Source organism: Streptomyces sp. NPDC006259 (genome assembly GCF_042870975.1).
Taxonomy (GTDB): Bacteria; Actinomycetota; Actinomycetes; order Streptomycetales; family Streptomycetaceae; genus Streptomyces.
Window position 1 is genome coordinate 305214 of record NZ_JBIAHY010000001.1, and the last position, 15158, is coordinate 320371.

Consider the following 15158-nt stretch of genomic DNA (forward strand, 5'->3'; position numbering starts at 1 on the left):
TCCTACTCCGCTCCTGATCCGCCCGTACCCGGTGCCGGGCGCCCCGGCCCGGCCAGCCGGTTGGCCGTGTGGACCGCGCGGAGCACGGCCGCCGCCTTGTTGCGGCACTCCTGGTCCTCGGCGACCGGGTCGGAGTCCGCGACGACGCCGGCGCCGGCCTGGACGTAGGCGGTGCCGTCGCGCAGCAGGGCGGTGCGGATGGCGATGGCCGTGTCGGAGTCGCCGGCGAAGTCGAGATAGCCGACGCAGCCGCCGTACAGGCCGCGGCGGGAGGGCTCCAGTTCGTCGATGATCTGCATGGCGCGGGGCTTGGGGGCGCCGGAGAGGGTGCCTGCCGGGAAGCAGGCGGTGAGGACGTCGAAGGCGGTGCGGCCCCGCGCGACCCGGCCGGTGACCGTGGAGACGATGTGCATGACGTGGGAGTACCGCTCGACGGACATGAAGTCGACGACCTCGACGGAGCCGGGTTCGCAGACCCGCCCCAGGTCGTTGCGCCCCAGGTCGACGAGCATGAGGTGCTCGGCGCGCTCCTTGGGGTCGGCCAGCAGTTCGTCGGCGAGCGCCTGGTCCTCCTGCGGGCTCGCCCCGCGGTGCCGGGTGCCGGCGATGGGGTGGACCATGGCCCGGCCGTCCTCGACCTTGACCAGGGCCTCCGGGGAGGAACCCACGACGTCGAAGCCGTCGAAGCGGAACAGGTACATGTACGGCGAGGGGTTGGTGGCCCGCAGGACCCGGTAGACGTCCAGCGCGCTCGCCGTGCAGGGCGTCTCGAAACGCTGGGAGGGGACGACCTGGAAGGCCTCGCCCGCGCGGATGCGCTCCTTGACGTCCTCGACGGCCCGCTGGAAGTCGGGTCCGCCCCACAGGGCCGTGTACGCGGGGAGTTCGGAGGGGGGCAGGACGGCCGGCGGCTGGGCGACCGGGCGCGAGAGGTCCGCCTCCATGGCGTCGAGGCGGGCGACGGCGTCCGTGTACGCCTCGTCCACGCCGGTGTCGAGGTCGTTGTGGTTGATCGCGTTGGCGATCAGCAGGACCGAGCCCTCCCAGTGGTCCATCACGGCGAGGTCGCTGGTGAGGAGCATGGTCAGCTCGGGCAGCTTCAGGTCGTCGCGCTCGCCGGGGCCGATCTTCTCCAGCCGGCGGACGATGTCGTAGCCCAGGTAGCCGACCATGCCGCCGGTGAAGGGCGGCAGGCCCTCCTGGTGGGGCGTGTGCAGGGTCTCGATGGTGGCGCGCAGGGCGGCCAGCGGGTCGCCGTCGACGGGGACGCCGACGGGCGGGGTGCCGAGCCAGTGGGCCTGCCCGTCGCGTGCGGTGAGCGTGGCGGCCGAGCGCACGCCGACGAACGAGTACCGGGACCAGGAGCGGCCGTTCTCCGCGGACTCCAGGAGGAAGGTGCCGGGGCGCTCGGCGGCGAGCTTGCGGTAGAGCGCGACCGGGGTGTCGCCGTCCGCGAGGAGCTTGCGGGTGACCGGGACGACGCGGCGGTCGGTGGCCAGCTTGCGGAACGTCTCGAGATCCATGGCGGCTGACCTTACTGATCCGAAGGCGGTACGCCGGAACCGGCGTGGCCCTGACCGGCGGCGACGGCGTCCTCGAGGAGGACGTCGGTGTCGAAGCAGGTGCGGGCGCCGGTGTGACAGGCGGCGCCGACCTGGTCGACCCGGACCAGCACGGTGTCGGCGTCGCAGTCCAGGGCGACCGACCTGACCCACTGGAAGTGGCCGGAGGTGTCGCCCTTGACCCAGTACTCGCGGCGGCTGCGCGACCAGTACGTGCAGCGACCGGTCGTCAGGGTGCGGTGCAGCGCCTCGTCGTCCATCCAGCCGAGCATGAGCACCTCTCCGGTGTCGTACTGCTGGGCGATGGCGGGCAGGAGGCCGTCGGGGCTGCGCTTGAGGCGTGCGGCGATCTCCGGGTCGAGGCGACCGGACGGGGAGCCGGCGGTGGTCGGGGGACGGCCGGGCGGGGGCGTGCTGGTCATGGGGACATTGTGCCGCGTGGCGGTGGCACTCCCGGGCCGATGTCCACTGTGCGGACCCGCCGGGCGGTCGTAGGCTGACCGCATGTCGACTTTCGCCAAGCGTGAACGGCTCCTTCTGGCAGACCTCTTGGAAACCGCGGGCCCGGAGGCGCCGACCCTCTGCGAGGGCTGGCGGACCCGCGACCTGGCCGCGCACGTGGTGGTCCGCGAGCGACGGCCCGACGCGGCGGGGGGCCTGCTCATCAAGCAGCTCGCGTCCCGGCTGGACCGGGCGATGGAGGAGTTCGCCGCCAAGCCGTACGAGGAACTCATCCAGTTGATCCGTACCGGCCCGCCGCGTTTCTCGCCCTTCCAGCTCAAGCAGCTCGACGAGGCGTCGAACATCGTGGAGTTCTACGTCCACGGCGAGGACGTCCGGCGCGCCCGGTCCGACTGGACGCCCCGGGAACTGGACCCGGTCTTCCAGGACTCCCTGTGGTCGCGCCTGGAGCGCACGGCCCGGCTGATGGGCCGCGGCGCCCCGACCGGTGTGGTGCTGCGCCGCCCCGACGGCCGTACGGCGGTCGCCCATCGCGGCACCCCGGTCGTCACGGCGACCGGCGAACCCTCGGAACTGCTGCTGTTCCTGCACGGCCGGCACAGCGCCGCCAGGGTGGACCTGGCCGGCGAGGAGGACGCCATCACCAGGTTGCAGGGCGGCAAGCAGCTCGGCCTCTGAGAGGACGCCGCAGTGATCAAGGTCGCCGTGACCAGCGTGTACGTCGACGACGTCGCCAGGGCCCACGCCTTCTACACCGACGTCCTCGGCTTCGAGACCCGCGTCCGCATGGACCTGGGCGACGGCACCCTGTTCGTCACCGTGGGCGCGGCCGAGGGCGCCCAGCAGGACCTCCAGCTGCTTCTGGAACCCGGCCACGGCCCGATCGCGGAGCCGTACCGTGCGGCCCTGCGGGAGGCCGCGCTGCCGTGCATCGTGTTCTCCGTCGACGACATGCGGGCGGAGTTCGACCGGCTGAGCGCCCTCGGCGTGCGCTTCCCCCAGGAGCCCCGGGAGCAGGGCCCGATGATCACGGCCGTCCTGGACGACACGGTCGGCAACTACGTACAGCTGGCTCAGCCGAAGGGGTAGTGCCGCTCCGGCATCCGGTCATGGCGGGGCCCCGGTGACCGGGTGACCGGGGCCCCGACGGGTGACGGGTCACCGCACGGGGTGCCCGGCCTCCCGCAGCGCGTCCTTCACGTCGCCGATGCGCAGGTCCCCGAAGTGGAACACCGAGGCCGCCAGGACCGCGTCCGCGCCCGCCTCGACCGCCGGCGCGAAGTCGGCGAGTCCGCCGGCGCCACCGGAGGCGATCACCGGGACCGAGACGTGCTTGCGGACGGCGGCGATCATCTCCAGGTCGTAGCCGTCCTTGGTGCCGTCGGCGTCCATCGAGTTGAGCAGGATCTCGCCCGCGCCCAGCTCGGCGGCCCGGTGGGCCCACTCGACGGCGTCGATGCCGGTGCCGCGACGACCGCCGTGGGTGGTGACCTCGAAGGAGCCGGACTCGGTACGGCGGGCGTCCACCGACAGGACCAGCACCTGGCTGCCGAAGCGCTCGGCGATCTCCTTGATCAGCTCCGGGCGGGCGATCGCGGCCGTGTTGACCCCGACCTTGTCGGCACCGGCCCGCAGCAGCCTGTCCACGTCCTCGGCGGCGCGCACCCCGCCGCCGACGGTGAGCGGGATGAACACCTGCTCGGCCGTGCGGCGCACCACGTCGTAGGTGGTCTCGCGGTTGCCCGACGAGGCGGTGATGTCCAGGAACGTCAGCTCGTCGGCGCCCTCGGCGTCGTACACCTTGGCCATCTCGACGGGGTCGCCCGCATCGCGCAGGTTCTGGAAGTTGACGCCCTTGACGACCCGGCCGTTGTCCACGTCCAGGCAGGGGATGACTCGGACCGCCAGGGTCATGAATCCACGGCTCCTCTTGTTGCCTCTAGATGCTTCCGGTTCCACGGGGACCAGGATCCGCGACGGCGCGCGCGAAGCCGGACGTCTCCTCCCGGGGACGTCCGCTCCGCGCGCGCCGCACGGCTCCGCACGTCATGACGCCACGGCCTCCAGGGCCTCTTCCAGGGTGAACGCCTTGGCGTAGAGCGCTTTGCCGACGATGGAGCCCTCGACGCCGAGGGGCACCAGTTCGGCGATGGCGCGCAGGTCGTCGAGGGAGGAGACACCGCCGGAGGCCACGACCGGCCGGTCCGTCGCCGCGCAGACGTTGCGCAGCAGCTCCAGGTTGGGGCCCTGGAGGGTGCCGTCCTTGGCGATGTCGGTGACGACGTACCGCGCGCAGCCCTCCTTGTTCAGGCGCTCCAGCGTCTCGTAGAGGTCGCCGCCGTCGCGGGTCCAGCCACGGCCGCGCAGGGTGGTGCCCCGTACGTCGAGGCCGACGGCGATCTTGTCGCCGTGCTCGGCGATGACCTTGGCGACCCACTCGGGGGTCTCCAGCGCGGCCGTGCCCAGGTTGACGCGGGTGCAGCCGGTGGCGAGGGCGGCGGCGAGGGTGTCGTCGTCGCGGATGCCGCCGGACAGCTCCACCTTGATGTCCATGGCGCCCGCGACCTCGGCGATCAGCGCGCGGTTGTCGCCGGTGCCGAACGCGGCGTCCAGGTCGACCAGGTGCAGCCACTCGGCGCCCGAGCGCTGCCAGGCGAGGGCTGCCTCGAGGGGCGAACCGTAAGAAGTTTCCGTCCCCGACTCGCCGTGCACGAGCCGGACGGCCTGGCCGTCGCGGACGTCGACGGCGGGGAGGAGTTCGAGCTTGCTCACAGGGTTCCGATCCAGTTGGTGAGGAGCTGGGCTCCGGCGTCGCCGGACTTCTCGGGGTGGAACTGGGTGGCCCACAGCGGGCCGTTCTCCACGGCGGCCACGAACGGCCTGCCGTGCGTCGACCAGGTCACCCTGGGCGCCTGCATCGCGGGGTTCTGCACGTCGAAGGACCAGTCCTGGACGGCGTAGGAGTGCACGAAGTAGAAGCGCGCGTCCGCGTCCAGGCCGGCGAACAGCTGGGAGCCGGCCGGGGCGTCCACGGTGTTCCAGCCCATGTGGGGCACGATCTCGGCCTGGAGCGGCTCGACCGCGCCGGGCCACTCGTCGAGGCCGTCGGTCTCCACGCCGTGCTCGATGCCGCGGGCGAACAGGATCTGCATGCCGACGCAGATGCCCATCACCGGGCGGCCGCCGGACAGCCGGCGGTCGATGATCCAGTCGCCTCGCGCGGCCCGCAGGCCCTGCATGCAGGCGGCGAAGGCGCCGACGCCCGGCACCAGCAGCCCGTCGGCGTTCATCGCCGTGTCGAAGTCACGCGTGATCTCGACGTCGGCCCCGGTGCGCGCGAGGGCGCGCTCGGCGGAGCGGACGTTGCCGAAGCCGTAGTCGAAGACGACGACCTTCTTGGATGCGGCGGTCAATTCCATACCTCCAGCCTCATCACACCCGCGACGAGACACATCGCGGCGCCGATGGAGAGCAGCACGATCAGGCTCCTCGGCATGTCCTGCTTGACGAAGGAGTAGATGCCGCCGGCCAGGAAGAGGCCGACGACGATCAGGAGGGTCGACAGGCCGGTCACAGCGCGCCCTTCGTGGAGGGGAGGATGCCGACCGCGCGCGGGTCGCGCTCGCAGGCGTAGCGCAGGGCCCGGGCCAGCGCCTTGAACTGGCACTCCACGATGTGGTGCGCGTTGCGCCCGTAGGGCACGTGCACGTGCAGCGCGATCTGCGCCTGGGCGACGAAGGACTCCAGGATGTGCCGGGTCATCGTGGTGTCGTACTCGCCGATCATCGGCGCCATCTTCTCGGGCTCGGTGTGCACGAGGTACGGGCGGCCGGAGAGGTCGACGGTGACCTGGGCGAGGGACTCGTCCAGCGGGACCGTGCAGTTGCCGAAGCGGTAGATGCCCACCTTGTCGCCGAGGGCCTGCTTGAAGGCGGCGCCCAGCGCGAGGGCGGTGTCCTCGATGGTGTGGTGGGAGTCGATGTGCAGGTCGCCGTCGGTCTTCACGGTCAGGTCGAACAGACCGTGCCGGCCGAGCTGGTCGAGCATGTGGTCGTAGAAGCCGACGCCGGTCGACACGTCGACCTTGCCGGTGCCGTCGAGATTGATCTCGACCAGGACGGACGTCTCCTTGGTCGTGCGCTCCACGCGTCCGACACGGCTCATGAACCCTGCTCCTTCTTGATCTCACGGACCGCGTCGAGGAACGCGTCGTTCTCTTCGGGGGTGCCGGCGGTGACCCGCAGCCATCCCGGCACGCCGTTGTCGCGGACCAGGACGCCCCGGTCGAGGATCTTCCGCCACATCGCGTGCGCGTCCCCGAACCGGCCGAACTGCACGAAGTTGGCGTCGGAGGCGGTCACCTCGTAGTCGAGCGCCAGCAGTTCGGTCACCAGCCGGTCGCGCTCCGCCTTGATCTGCTCGACGTACTTGAGCAGCGTGCCGGTGTGTTCGAGGGCGGCCAGGGCGGTCGCCTGGGTGACGGCCGAGAGGTGGTACGGCAGCCGGACCAGCTGGACGGCGTCCACGACGGCCGGGTGGGCGGCGAGGTAGCCGAGACGCAGGCCGGCCGCGCCGAAGGCCTTCGACATCGTCCGCGAGACGACGAGATTCGGCCGACCTTCGAGCAGTGGCAGCAGCGAGTCGCCGTGGCTGAACTCGATGTAGGCCTCGTCCACGATCACCATGGACGGCCGGGCGGCCTGCGCGGCCTCGTACAGCGCGAGGACCGTCTCGGCGGGGACGGCGGTGCCGGTGGGATTGTTGGGGGTGGTGACGAAGACGACGTCCGGCCGGTTCTCCGCGACGGCCTTCTCGGCGGCCGGGAGGTCGATGGTGAAGTCCTCGTGGCGCGGCCCGGAGATCCATCCGGTGCCGGTGCCGCGCGCGATGAGGCCGTGCATCGAGTACGACGGCTCGAAGCCGATCGCCGTACGGCCCGGTCCGGCGAAGGTCTGGAGCAGCTGCTGGATGACCTCGTTGGAGCCGTTGGCCGCCCAGACGTTCGCCGGGCCGACCGGGTACCCGGACGTGTCCGTGAGGTACGCGGCGAGCCGGGTGCGCAGCTCGACGGCGTCCCGGTCGGGGTAGCGGTTGAGGCCGCGGGCGGCCTCGCGGACGCGCTCGGTGATGCGCTCGACGAGCGCCTCGGGCAACGGATAGGGGTTCTCGTTGGTGTTCAGCCGTACGGGCACGTCCAACTGAGGCGCGCCGTAGGGGGACTTGCCTCGCAGCTCGTCCCGTACGGGGAGTTCGTCCCATGCGGACATGGGCAGGTTGCCTGTCACTTGCTCTCCGGGACCTTCCATCCGAACCGTGCCTTGATCGCCGCGCCGTGCGCGGGCAGGTCCTCCGCCTCCGCGAGCGTGACCACGTGGTGCGCGACGTCGGCCAGCGCGTCCTCGGTGTAGTCGACGATATGGATGCCGCGCAGGAAGGACTGGACGGACAGACCGGAGGAGTGGCAGGCGCAGCCGCCGGTGGGCAGGACATGGTTGGAGCCGGCGGCGTAGTCGCCGAGCGACACGGGCGCCCAGGGGCCGACGAAGATCGCGCCCGCGTTGCGCACCCGGTCGGCGACCGCGGCGGCGTCGGCCGTCTGGATCTCCAGGTGCTCGGCGCCGTAGGCGTCGACCACGCGCAGGCCCTCCTCGATGCCGTCGACGAGGACGATCGCGGACTGCCTGCCGTTGAGCGCCGGGACGATCCGGTCGTCGATGTGCCTGGTGGCAGCCACCTGCGGCGCCAGCTCCTTCTCGACCGCGTCCGCCAGTTCGGGGGAGTCGGTGACCAGGACGGCGGCGGCCAGCGGGTCGTGCTCGGCCTGGCTGATCAGGTCGGCGGCGACGTGGACCGGGTCGGCGGTGGCGTCGGCCAGGATCGCGATCTCGGTCGGGCCGGCCTCGGCGTCGATGCCGATCCTGCCGGTGAAGTAGCGCTTGGCGGCGGCGACCCAGATGTTGCCGGGGCCGGTGACCATGGTGGCGGGCGCGCAGGACTCGGTGCCGTAGGCGAACATCGCGACGGCTGTGGCGCCGCCGGCCGCGTAGACCTCGTCGACGCCGAGCAGCGCGCACGCGGCGAGGATCGTCGGGTGCGGCAGTCCGCCGAAGTCGGCCTGGGCCGGGGAGGCGAGCGCGATCGACTCGACGCCGGCCTCCTGGGCCGGCACCACGTTCATGATCACGGAGGACGGGTAGACCGACCGGCCGCCGGGCGCGTACAGCCCGACCCGGTCGACCGGAACCCACTTCTCGGTCACGGAACCGCCGGGCACGACCTGTGTCGTGTGGTTCGTACGGCGCTGCTCGCGGTGGACGAGACGGGCGCGGCGGATGGACTCCTCCAGGGCCGCGCGCACGGCCGGGTCGAGTTCCGTGAGGGCGCGGCCGAGGGCCTCGGCCGGGACCCGGACCCGGTCGAGCCGGACGCCGTCGAACTTCTCGGCGAAGTCGATCAGTGCCGCGTCACCCCGATGGTGCACCGCCTCGCAGATCGGACGCACCTTCTCGAGGGCGGCCGAGACGTCGAAGTCGGCTCGGGGCAGCAGGTCGCGCAGGGCGGGTCCCACGGGGAGGGCGTCGCCGCGCAGATCGATTCGGGCCAGCGAGAGATTTTGCAGCACGTGGTCAATTCTCTCAGACCCGGATCGGACGTCGTCCGCGCGTATCAATGGCTGATACAGAACGTGGCCGGAAACGGAAGATCCCCCTCACGGTTAGCGTTCGGGGCGTCACCCACCGGGCATGAACGGGTGTGCGAAACGTGTGCGCGAGCGAAGGGACCGAACAGCGTGACGGAAGGGGCCGGCGTCCAGGCCGGGGACCTGCCGGACGACCTGACCGCCGCCGAGGCCGGCATGTGGCAGGCCTTCCGCAACGGCAGCGTGTACGACCTCAGCAGCGGGGACACGGTGGTCGACGACCCGCACGGCGGGCATCCGTGGGGGGAGGCCCGCACGGTACGGGCGCGGATCGTGGCCTGGCTGCTGCTGGACGGGCCGCCCCCGCTGGCCGGCCGGGTGTCCTCGCTCAAGCTGGTCGGCGTGCAGCTCAGCGGCAGCCTCGACCTGGCGGGCGGCACCGTCGAGCCGTACGTCGAGATGAAGCGCTGCCGCTTCGAGCGGGACGTACTGCTGCCCGAGGCGCGGGTGACGACGCTGCGCATGGTGGACTGCTCGGTGCCGCGGCTGGAGGCGGCCCGGCTCCAGACCGAGGGCGACCTGCACCTGCCCCGGTGCCGCTTCCACAACGGCGTCCGGCTCACCGACGCGCACATCGGCACCGACCTGATGCTCAACATGGCGATCGTCTACCGCGACCGCACCGGCCGCTCGATCGCCGCCGACGGCATGACCGTCGGCCAGGACCTCCAGGCCGAGATGCTGGAGTCGCACGGCGAGCTGCGGCTGCGCAGCGCCAAGATCGGGGTCTCGCTGAGCCTGCGCGGGGCCCGGCTGACCAACCCGTACACCCGGTTCGCGCTGAACGCGCCCCAGCTGACCGTGGAGCGCTCCCTGTACATGACTCCGGCCGGCCTCGGCGGCCAGGCGCTCAGCGGCACCACCCCCGCGCACGGCACCCGCGTCCAGCGCTTCGAGTGCCGGGGCGGGGTGCGCCTGGACGACGGCCGGTTCGGGGACGCCGTCGACCTGGAGCGGGCCCGGTTCACCTTCACCGACGACCAGGAACTGTCGCTGCGCCGGGTGCAGACGCCCGAGCTGCGCTTTCTCGGGGAGCGGCCGCAGCGCGGCAAGGTGGTGCTGTCGGGGGCGCGGGTGGTCAACCTGGTGGACCGCGCGGGCGCCTGGCCCGGCCCCGGCGCCCTGCACATGGGCGGCTTCGCGTACGAGAACCTGGTGCCGCAGGGTCCGTTCCCGCTGGCCGAGCGCCTGGGGTGGGTGGCCGCGGCGACCGCCGAGTACAACCCGGAGCCGTACGAGCGGCTGGCGGCGGTGCTGCGGGCCGGCGGGGAGGACGAGGACGCCCGCGAGGTGCTGCTCGCCAAGCAGCGCCGGCGCCGCGAGACGCTGCCGCCGGCCGCGAAGGCGTGGGGGTACGTGCAGGACTGGGCGGTGGCCTACGGCTACCGGCCGGGCCGGGCGGCCGTGTGGATGGCGGTGCTGTGGGCGGCGAGTTCGCTGGCGTTCGCGCGCGCGGACCATCCGCCCGTCAGCCGTGACGGACACCCGCCGTGGAATCCGGCGCTGTTCGCCCTCGACCTGCTGCTGCCCGTCATCGACCTGGGCCAGGCGGGCCAGTGGCGGCTGCACGGCGGCTGGCAGTGGGTGCAGACGGCGATGATCCTGCTGGGCTGGGTCCTGGCGACCACGGTGGCGGCGGGCGCGACCCGGCTCCTGCGACGCGGCTGACGGCGGTGTCACGGGCGGGGGCGGCCACCGGCCCGGTCACGGGCGAGGGCGGCCACCGGCCCGGTCACGGGCGAGGGCGGCCACCGGCCCGGTCACGGGCGAGGGTTGACCATCACGTCACCGGCAGTGGCCGACTGCGGCCGGTCACCGGCAGGCAGGTGGGGTCGGTGGGTAGGGGGCTGACAGCGTGCGGTCGCGGTCAGCCGGCTCACGGCACGGCCGGTGGGGCAAAAGCTGACCACGGGGACCCGAACGCTCACCTTTTACCTTTCCTTGACCCGGCGGCGTACAACTTTCGAGACGTTCGTCGCATCCCCTGGCGCATCGTCGACCCGCCCCTTTTCAATGGCAAAACCATGGCTCTGCTGCCCCCCTTCATCCGCGCCTCCCGGACGGCCGTTTCCCGGCGCCCGCGGACTGTCGCCCCCCACCCCCCGCTCGGGCTCCCGGCCGACGACGAGGTACTTCTCGACGTGCCCGACGACCGCCTCGGCCCCGCGCTGGTCGCGGCCGGACGCGGCGCGTACGAGGCCGCCGCGGCGCTCCTGGCCGGCACCGCCGAGCGGGCCGAGTGGGAGTACCGGGACCGCTACGTCACCCGCCTCGCGTCCTTCGCGCGGTCCCGCCCGGAGTGGTTCGAGGACTGGCGGGCCGCCGCACCGCAGGACCCGGACGTCCTGCTGGTGGCCGCCCAGCTCGCGGTGGAGCGCGCCTGGGGGTCGCCGGCCAGGGCGGAGCTGCTGCGCGAGGTGAGCCCGCTGATCACGGCCGCCGCGCAGGGCGACCACCGCGACCCGGTGCCGTGGCGGATCGCCCTGGACCACGCGCGCGGGTCGAACGCCGGGCACAAGTACTTCGGGGAGCTGTGGGAGGCCGCCGTCCGGCGCGCCCCGCACCACTACGGCTGCCACGTGGCCGCCAAGCGCTATCTGGCCGAGTCCTGGCACGGCTCCCACCGCGAGTGCTTCGACTTCGCCGACCGGGCCGCCCAGGACGCCCCGGCCGGCTCCCTCGTCCAGGCCCTGCCGGTGCGGGCGGCCTTCGCCTACCTGACCGACGGCTGCGGACCCGACGTGCCCCGCGAGCGCCTGGACGCGGCCGCCGACCGCGCGATCGGGCTCTCCGCCCGCTTCCCGGCGTCCGACCCGTGGACGGCCGAGATCCGCAATCTCCTGACCTACGTCCTGGTCCGGCTCGACCGCCGCGCGGACGCCCTCGACCAGCTGCGCCTGATCGGCCCGTACGCCACGTCCTTCCCGTGGGGCCGGCTGTCAGACGACCCGCTGGGACACTTCCTCGTGGTACGGGAGAGCGTGTGCTCGGGAGGGTCCGGTGAGCCCCCGGGACATCCACGGAATGGGCACGGGGAACGCGCGTACCCCGCGGACCACTAGGCTTCTACGCCGTGACCACCGTCCGGCTGCCGCTCTTCCCGCTGAACACCGCCCTCTTCCCGGGGCTGGTGCTTCCGCTCAACGTGTTCGAGGAGCGCTATCGCGCCCTGATGCACGATCTGCTCAAGATTCCCGAGGAGGAACCACGCCGGTTCGCCGTCGTCGCCATCCGCGACGGCCACGAGGTGGCACCGGCCGCCCCCGGCATGCCGGACCAGACGGCGCTGCCCCAGCGGGGGCCCGCCGCGGGGTTCGGCGACGACCCCGTCAAGGCGTTCCACTCGGTCGGGTGCGTCGCCGACGCGGCGACGGTCCGGGAGCGGGCCGACGGCACCTTCGAGGTGCTGGCCACGGGGACGACCCGGGTGCGCCTGGTGTCGGTGGATGCCTCGGGCCCGTTCCTGGTGGCCGAACTGGAGGAGCTGACCGAGGAGCCGGGCGACGGGGCCGGCGCCCTCGCGGAGGGCGTGCTGCGGGCCTTCCGCCAGTACCAGAAGCGCCTCGCGGGCGCCCGGGAGCGCTCGCTGTCCACCGGGGCCGACCTGCCGGACGAGCCGTCCGTGGTGTCCTACCTGGTGGCAGCCGCGATGATGCTCGACACGCCCACCAAGCAGCGGCTGCTCCAGGCCCCGGACACCGCCTCCCGGCTGCGCGACGAGCTGACGCTCCTGCGCGCGGAGACGGCCATCCTCCGTAACCTGCCCTCGCTGCCCGCGGCGGACCTGACCCGCGGGCCGACGAGTCTCAACTGACGCACGGGGAGGCCCTGGTGGCGAAGAAGTCGAAGAAGCAGCAGCAGTCCGGGGGCACGCCCGCGACCGTCGCGCTGACGGCGGCGGGCGTGGAGTTCACGGTCCACGCCTACGACCACGACCCGGCCCACCCCTCGTACGGCGAGGAGGCGGCCGAGGCCATGGGCGTCTCCCCCGACCGGGTCTTCAAGACCCTCGTCGCCGACGTGGACGGCACCCTGACCGTCGCCGTGGTCCCGGTCGCCGGCTCGCTCGACCTCAAGGCCCTCGCGGCGGCGGTCGGCGGCAAACGCGCGGCGATGGCCGACCCGACCCTCGCGGAACGCACCACGGGCTACGTCCGCGGCGGGATCTCCCCGCTGGGCCAGCGCAGGAAGCTCACCACGGTCCTCGACGACTCGGCGAAGGCCCACGACACCATCTGCGTCTCGGCGGGCCGGCGCGGCCTGGAGGTCGAACTCTCCCCCACCGACCTGGCCGACCTGACGGACGCGGTCCTGGCCCCCATCGGCCGCGCGTAACGCCGAGCGGACCGCCCCCACCCCCGCCGAGGACCCGCCCGGCCCGGAGACCCGGACTGCTTGCCCGGCCCGAAGGCCCGGACTGCTTGCCCGGCCCGGAGACTCAGACGGCCTGCCCGGCCCCGACGGCCGGACATCCGTTCTCGCCGAGCGCCGTCACGGCCCACGCGGCACCGGAAGCCGTGCATCAGGCGTGGCGCGGCGCCCGGCCACGGCCGGCGCAGACGCCCGCCGGTGGCGGACCGGGCCGGGCACCCGGCCCAGGCCCACACGGCGCCCGGCCCACACGGCGCCCGGCCCCGCCCCAGCGCCCACCGGCTCGCCCGGCTCGGCGCGTCCGGCCTGCCCGGCAAGGACCGGCGGACGACGCGGCCAGGAAAATGCGGCTCCCCCGACGACCCTCACGGCATACACCAGCGTCGGCCCCAGCCCGCTCCCCCGACGACCCTCACGGCACACACCAACACCCGCCCCAGCCCGCACCCCCGACGCGAGGCCGGTCTGCCCGAGTCCGTGTCGGCGCCCTACGCCCGCGGCGCCCCGTACGGGTCCTTCTGCAGCGGTCCCTGTCCGTACGTCTCGGGGTCTCGCGGGCCGAACAGGGCCGTGAGACCGAGGTGCACGAGCAGGGCGGCCAGGGACCAGGCCAGCAGCGCCCCCTTGGCGCTGAGCTTCAGCGGGGCCGAGAACGTGACGCCCTTGCCCGCCGCCCTCGCCTGCGCGATCACGTCCTGCCCGGGGCCGAGCCACACGCCGATCCGCCACGCCAGCAGGGAGCCGAGGAGTCCACCGAGGGCCAGCGCCACCACCAGCGGTACGCCCCCTCGCCGGCGCCAGGCGAAGACGGCGGCGGCGCTCACGGCCCCGAAGGCCACGGCCAGCAGGACGAACGTGCCGTCCACGCCGACGGCCTGCTCGCCCTCGGTGTCCTTGAGATAGACGACCCAGCTGTCGTCGACGACCTCCCCGACCAGCGGGACGCGCGGCGCCAGCCACAGCCACAGCAGTCCCAGCGCCACGCCGGTGATCGCGACCAGGACGGTGATCACGGCGGCCTCGCGCAGCTCGGTCCTCATCCCGGGCCCGTCCCGTCCGGCGTCGTGGGGCGCGGCAGCCGTACCGGGCGACGGCCAGGCGTCGTGCGGGGACGGTTCGTGCGGCGGCGGAGGGGGAGTCAGCGGTGCGGTCACCCTGACATCGTGCCAGGCGCGTCCGAGCCGTGCGTCATCGGACGGCGGCCCGGCGGTACGCCCAGGTCGCGACGGCCAGCGAGGCCACGCCGACCACGGCGCACACCGCGAGGTCCCCGAGCACGAACGCCCAGTCGGGGTGCGGCCGGAAGGTCCGCGCGAGGGCCTCCACGCCGTACGTCGACGGCAGCAGGTCGCGGGCGAGGCGGACCGGCTCCGGCATCCGGTCGGGCGGCAGCACGCCGAGCAGCAGCGCCGCCGACATGCCCAGCTGTCCCAGCACGGTGGCCAGCTCCGGGCGCGGGGCGAGCAGCCCGAAGGCCGCGCCGAGCCCGGCCAGCGCGGCGCCGGAGAGCGGGATGACCAGCGCCAGCACCCACAGGTGGGTCAGCGGCAGTCCGAACAGCACGGAGCCGAACACCGCCGTCACGAGCGTCCCCGGCACGGTGAAGGAGGCGTAGGCACCCGCCGCGCCGAGCACCACGGCGGCGGGCGGTACCGGCAGGGTGGCGTAGTGGTCGAGGCCGCCGCTGGCCCTGAGCTGCCCGAAGTACTGCGCGAGGAGGTTCAGCGCGACGAACGCGACGACGAGGACCGCCGAGCCGGCCACCACGGCCTCCGCCTCGCGTCCGCCCTCCACGACCCCGCGCATCATGATGAGGATGCCGACCGACTGGAAGGTCGCCACGAACAGCAGCGGGATGCGGGCCACCCGCGCGCGGGAGAGCTGCGCCCGGTACACGGCCGCCATCGACGGCCACAGCCGCGCGCGGGGCGCCAGTTCGGCCGCCTCGCGGGCCGGCTGCCCGTCCACGGCCAGGGCGCTGCCCGGCAGAACCTCTGCGGGTACGACACTCACGTCGCGTTGCTCCTCTTGGGTCCGGTGGTCGCCCTGTTCGATACGGACGC

Annotated in this window: 17 protein-coding genes; 6 read left to right on the plus strand and 11 right to left on the minus strand. The window is 73.3% G+C overall.

Annotated elements, in window-relative coordinates; translation table 11 throughout:
• Positions 1–2: 2 nt before the first annotated feature.
• Entirely contained in the window at positions 3–1523 is a 1521-nt protein-coding gene (locus tag ACFYO5_RS01385) for an anthranilate synthase component I (protein WP_356558842.1), read from the minus strand.
• Positions 1524–1534: 11 nt separating this feature from the next.
• Entirely contained in the window at positions 1535–1984 is a 450-nt protein-coding gene (hisI, locus tag ACFYO5_RS01390; protein ID WP_388702873.1) for a phosphoribosyl-AMP cyclohydrolase, read from the minus strand.
• An 82-nt stretch (positions 1985–2066) separates the two neighbouring features.
• Here hisI and ACFYO5_RS01395 point away from each other — a divergent pair, with 82 nt between their 5' ends.
• Together ACFYO5_RS01395 and ACFYO5_RS01400 are read left to right on the plus strand one after the other, a co-directional pair.
• Positions 2067–2702, plus strand: a complete 636-nt coding sequence (locus ACFYO5_RS01395; protein ID WP_356558846.1) for a TIGR03085 family metal-binding protein — start codon at positions 2067–2069, stop codon at positions 2700–2702.
• Between the two features lie 12 nt (positions 2703–2714).
• Positions 2715–3113, plus strand: coding sequence for a VOC family protein (locus tag ACFYO5_RS01400; protein WP_356558848.1), 399 nt, complete (start codon positions 2715–2717; stop codon positions 3111–3113).
• A 69-nt stretch (positions 3114–3182) separates the two neighbouring features.
• Here the strand turns inward: ACFYO5_RS01400 and hisF are convergent, their stop codons facing one another.
• The 7 genes from hisF to hisD form a co-directional block, all read right to left on the minus strand.
• On the minus strand, positions 3183–3938 hold the full coding sequence (gene hisF / locus ACFYO5_RS01405) for an imidazole glycerol phosphate synthase subunit HisF (protein ID WP_388702877.1): 756 nt from the start codon (positions 3936–3938) through the stop codon (positions 3183–3185).
• Between the two features lie 132 nt (positions 3939–4070).
• A complete protein-coding gene (gene priA, locus ACFYO5_RS01410) occupies positions 4071–4796 on the minus strand; it encodes a bifunctional 1-(5-phosphoribosyl)-5-((5-phosphoribosylamino)methylideneamino)imidazole-4-carboxamide isomerase/phosphoribosylanthranilate isomerase PriA (RefSeq protein WP_356558852.1) in 726 nt (241 codons plus the stop codon).
• Positions 4793–5443 carry an imidazole glycerol phosphate synthase subunit HisH gene (gene hisH, locus ACFYO5_RS01415; RefSeq protein ID WP_388702880.1) on the minus strand — a complete coding sequence of 217 codons (651 nt, stop codon included), beginning with the start codon at positions 5441–5443 and terminating at the stop codon, positions 4793–4795. The genes priA and hisH overlap by 4 nt, the downstream gene beginning before the upstream one ends.
• Positions 5434–5598: a hypothetical protein gene (locus tag ACFYO5_RS01420; protein WP_356558856.1), complete on the minus strand. Its 165-nt coding sequence runs from the start codon at positions 5596–5598 to the stop codon at positions 5434–5436. Before ACFYO5_RS01420 ends, hisH begins: the two co-directional genes overlap by 10 nt.
• Positions 5595–6188 (minus strand): imidazoleglycerol-phosphate dehydratase HisB, encoded by a 594-nt coding sequence (hisB, locus tag ACFYO5_RS01425; protein ID WP_356558858.1) that lies wholly within the window; start codon positions 6186–6188, stop codon positions 5595–5597. Before hisB ends, ACFYO5_RS01420 begins: the two co-directional genes overlap by 4 nt.
• Entirely contained in the window at positions 6185–7291 is a 1107-nt protein-coding gene (locus tag ACFYO5_RS01430; protein ID WP_388702883.1) for a histidinol-phosphate transaminase, read from the minus strand. Before ACFYO5_RS01430 ends, hisB begins: the two co-directional genes overlap by 4 nt.
• A 14-nt stretch (positions 7292–7305) precedes the next feature.
• Positions 7306–8646 (minus strand): histidinol dehydrogenase, encoded by a 1341-nt coding sequence (gene hisD, locus ACFYO5_RS01435; protein ID WP_388702886.1) that lies wholly within the window; start codon positions 8644–8646, stop codon positions 7306–7308.
• Positions 8647–8814: 168 nt separating this feature from the next.
• Here hisD and ACFYO5_RS01440 point away from each other — a divergent pair, with 168 nt between their 5' ends.
• The 4 genes from ACFYO5_RS01440 to ybaK all read left to right on the plus strand — a co-directional run bounded on the left by ACFYO5_RS01440 (position 8815) and on the right by ybaK (position 13059).
• Positions 8815–10392 (plus strand): oxidoreductase, encoded by a 1578-nt coding sequence (locus tag ACFYO5_RS01440; RefSeq protein WP_388702889.1) that lies wholly within the window; start codon positions 8815–8817, stop codon positions 10390–10392.
• Positions 10393–10748: 356 nt separating this feature from the next.
• Entirely contained in the window at positions 10749–11786 is a 1038-nt protein-coding gene (locus ACFYO5_RS01445) for a hypothetical protein (RefSeq protein ID WP_388702892.1), read from the plus strand.
• Positions 11787–11797: 11 nt separating this feature from the next.
• Positions 11798–12538, plus strand: a complete 741-nt coding sequence (locus ACFYO5_RS01450) for an LON peptidase substrate-binding domain-containing protein (protein WP_356558868.1) — start codon at positions 11798–11800, stop codon at positions 12536–12538.
• A gap of 17 nt (positions 12539–12555) precedes the next feature.
• On the plus strand, positions 12556–13059 hold the full coding sequence (gene ybaK, locus ACFYO5_RS01455; RefSeq protein ID WP_388702895.1) for a Cys-tRNA(Pro) deacylase: 504 nt from the start codon (positions 12556–12558) through the stop codon (positions 13057–13059).
• Positions 13060–13583: 524 nt separating this feature from the next.
• Here ybaK and ACFYO5_RS01460 read toward each other — a convergent pair.
• Both ACFYO5_RS01460 and ACFYO5_RS01465 read right to left on the minus strand, forming a co-directional pair.
• A complete protein-coding gene (locus ACFYO5_RS01460; protein WP_388702898.1) occupies positions 13584–14249 on the minus strand; it encodes an AAA family ATPase in 666 nt (221 codons plus the stop codon).
• 34 nt (positions 14250–14283) lie between these two features.
• Positions 14284–15108 carry an ABC transporter permease gene (locus ACFYO5_RS01465; protein ID WP_388702901.1) on the minus strand — a complete coding sequence of 275 codons (825 nt, stop codon included), beginning with the start codon at positions 15106–15108 and terminating at the stop codon, positions 14284–14286.
• Positions 15109–15158 lie beyond the last annotated feature (50 nt).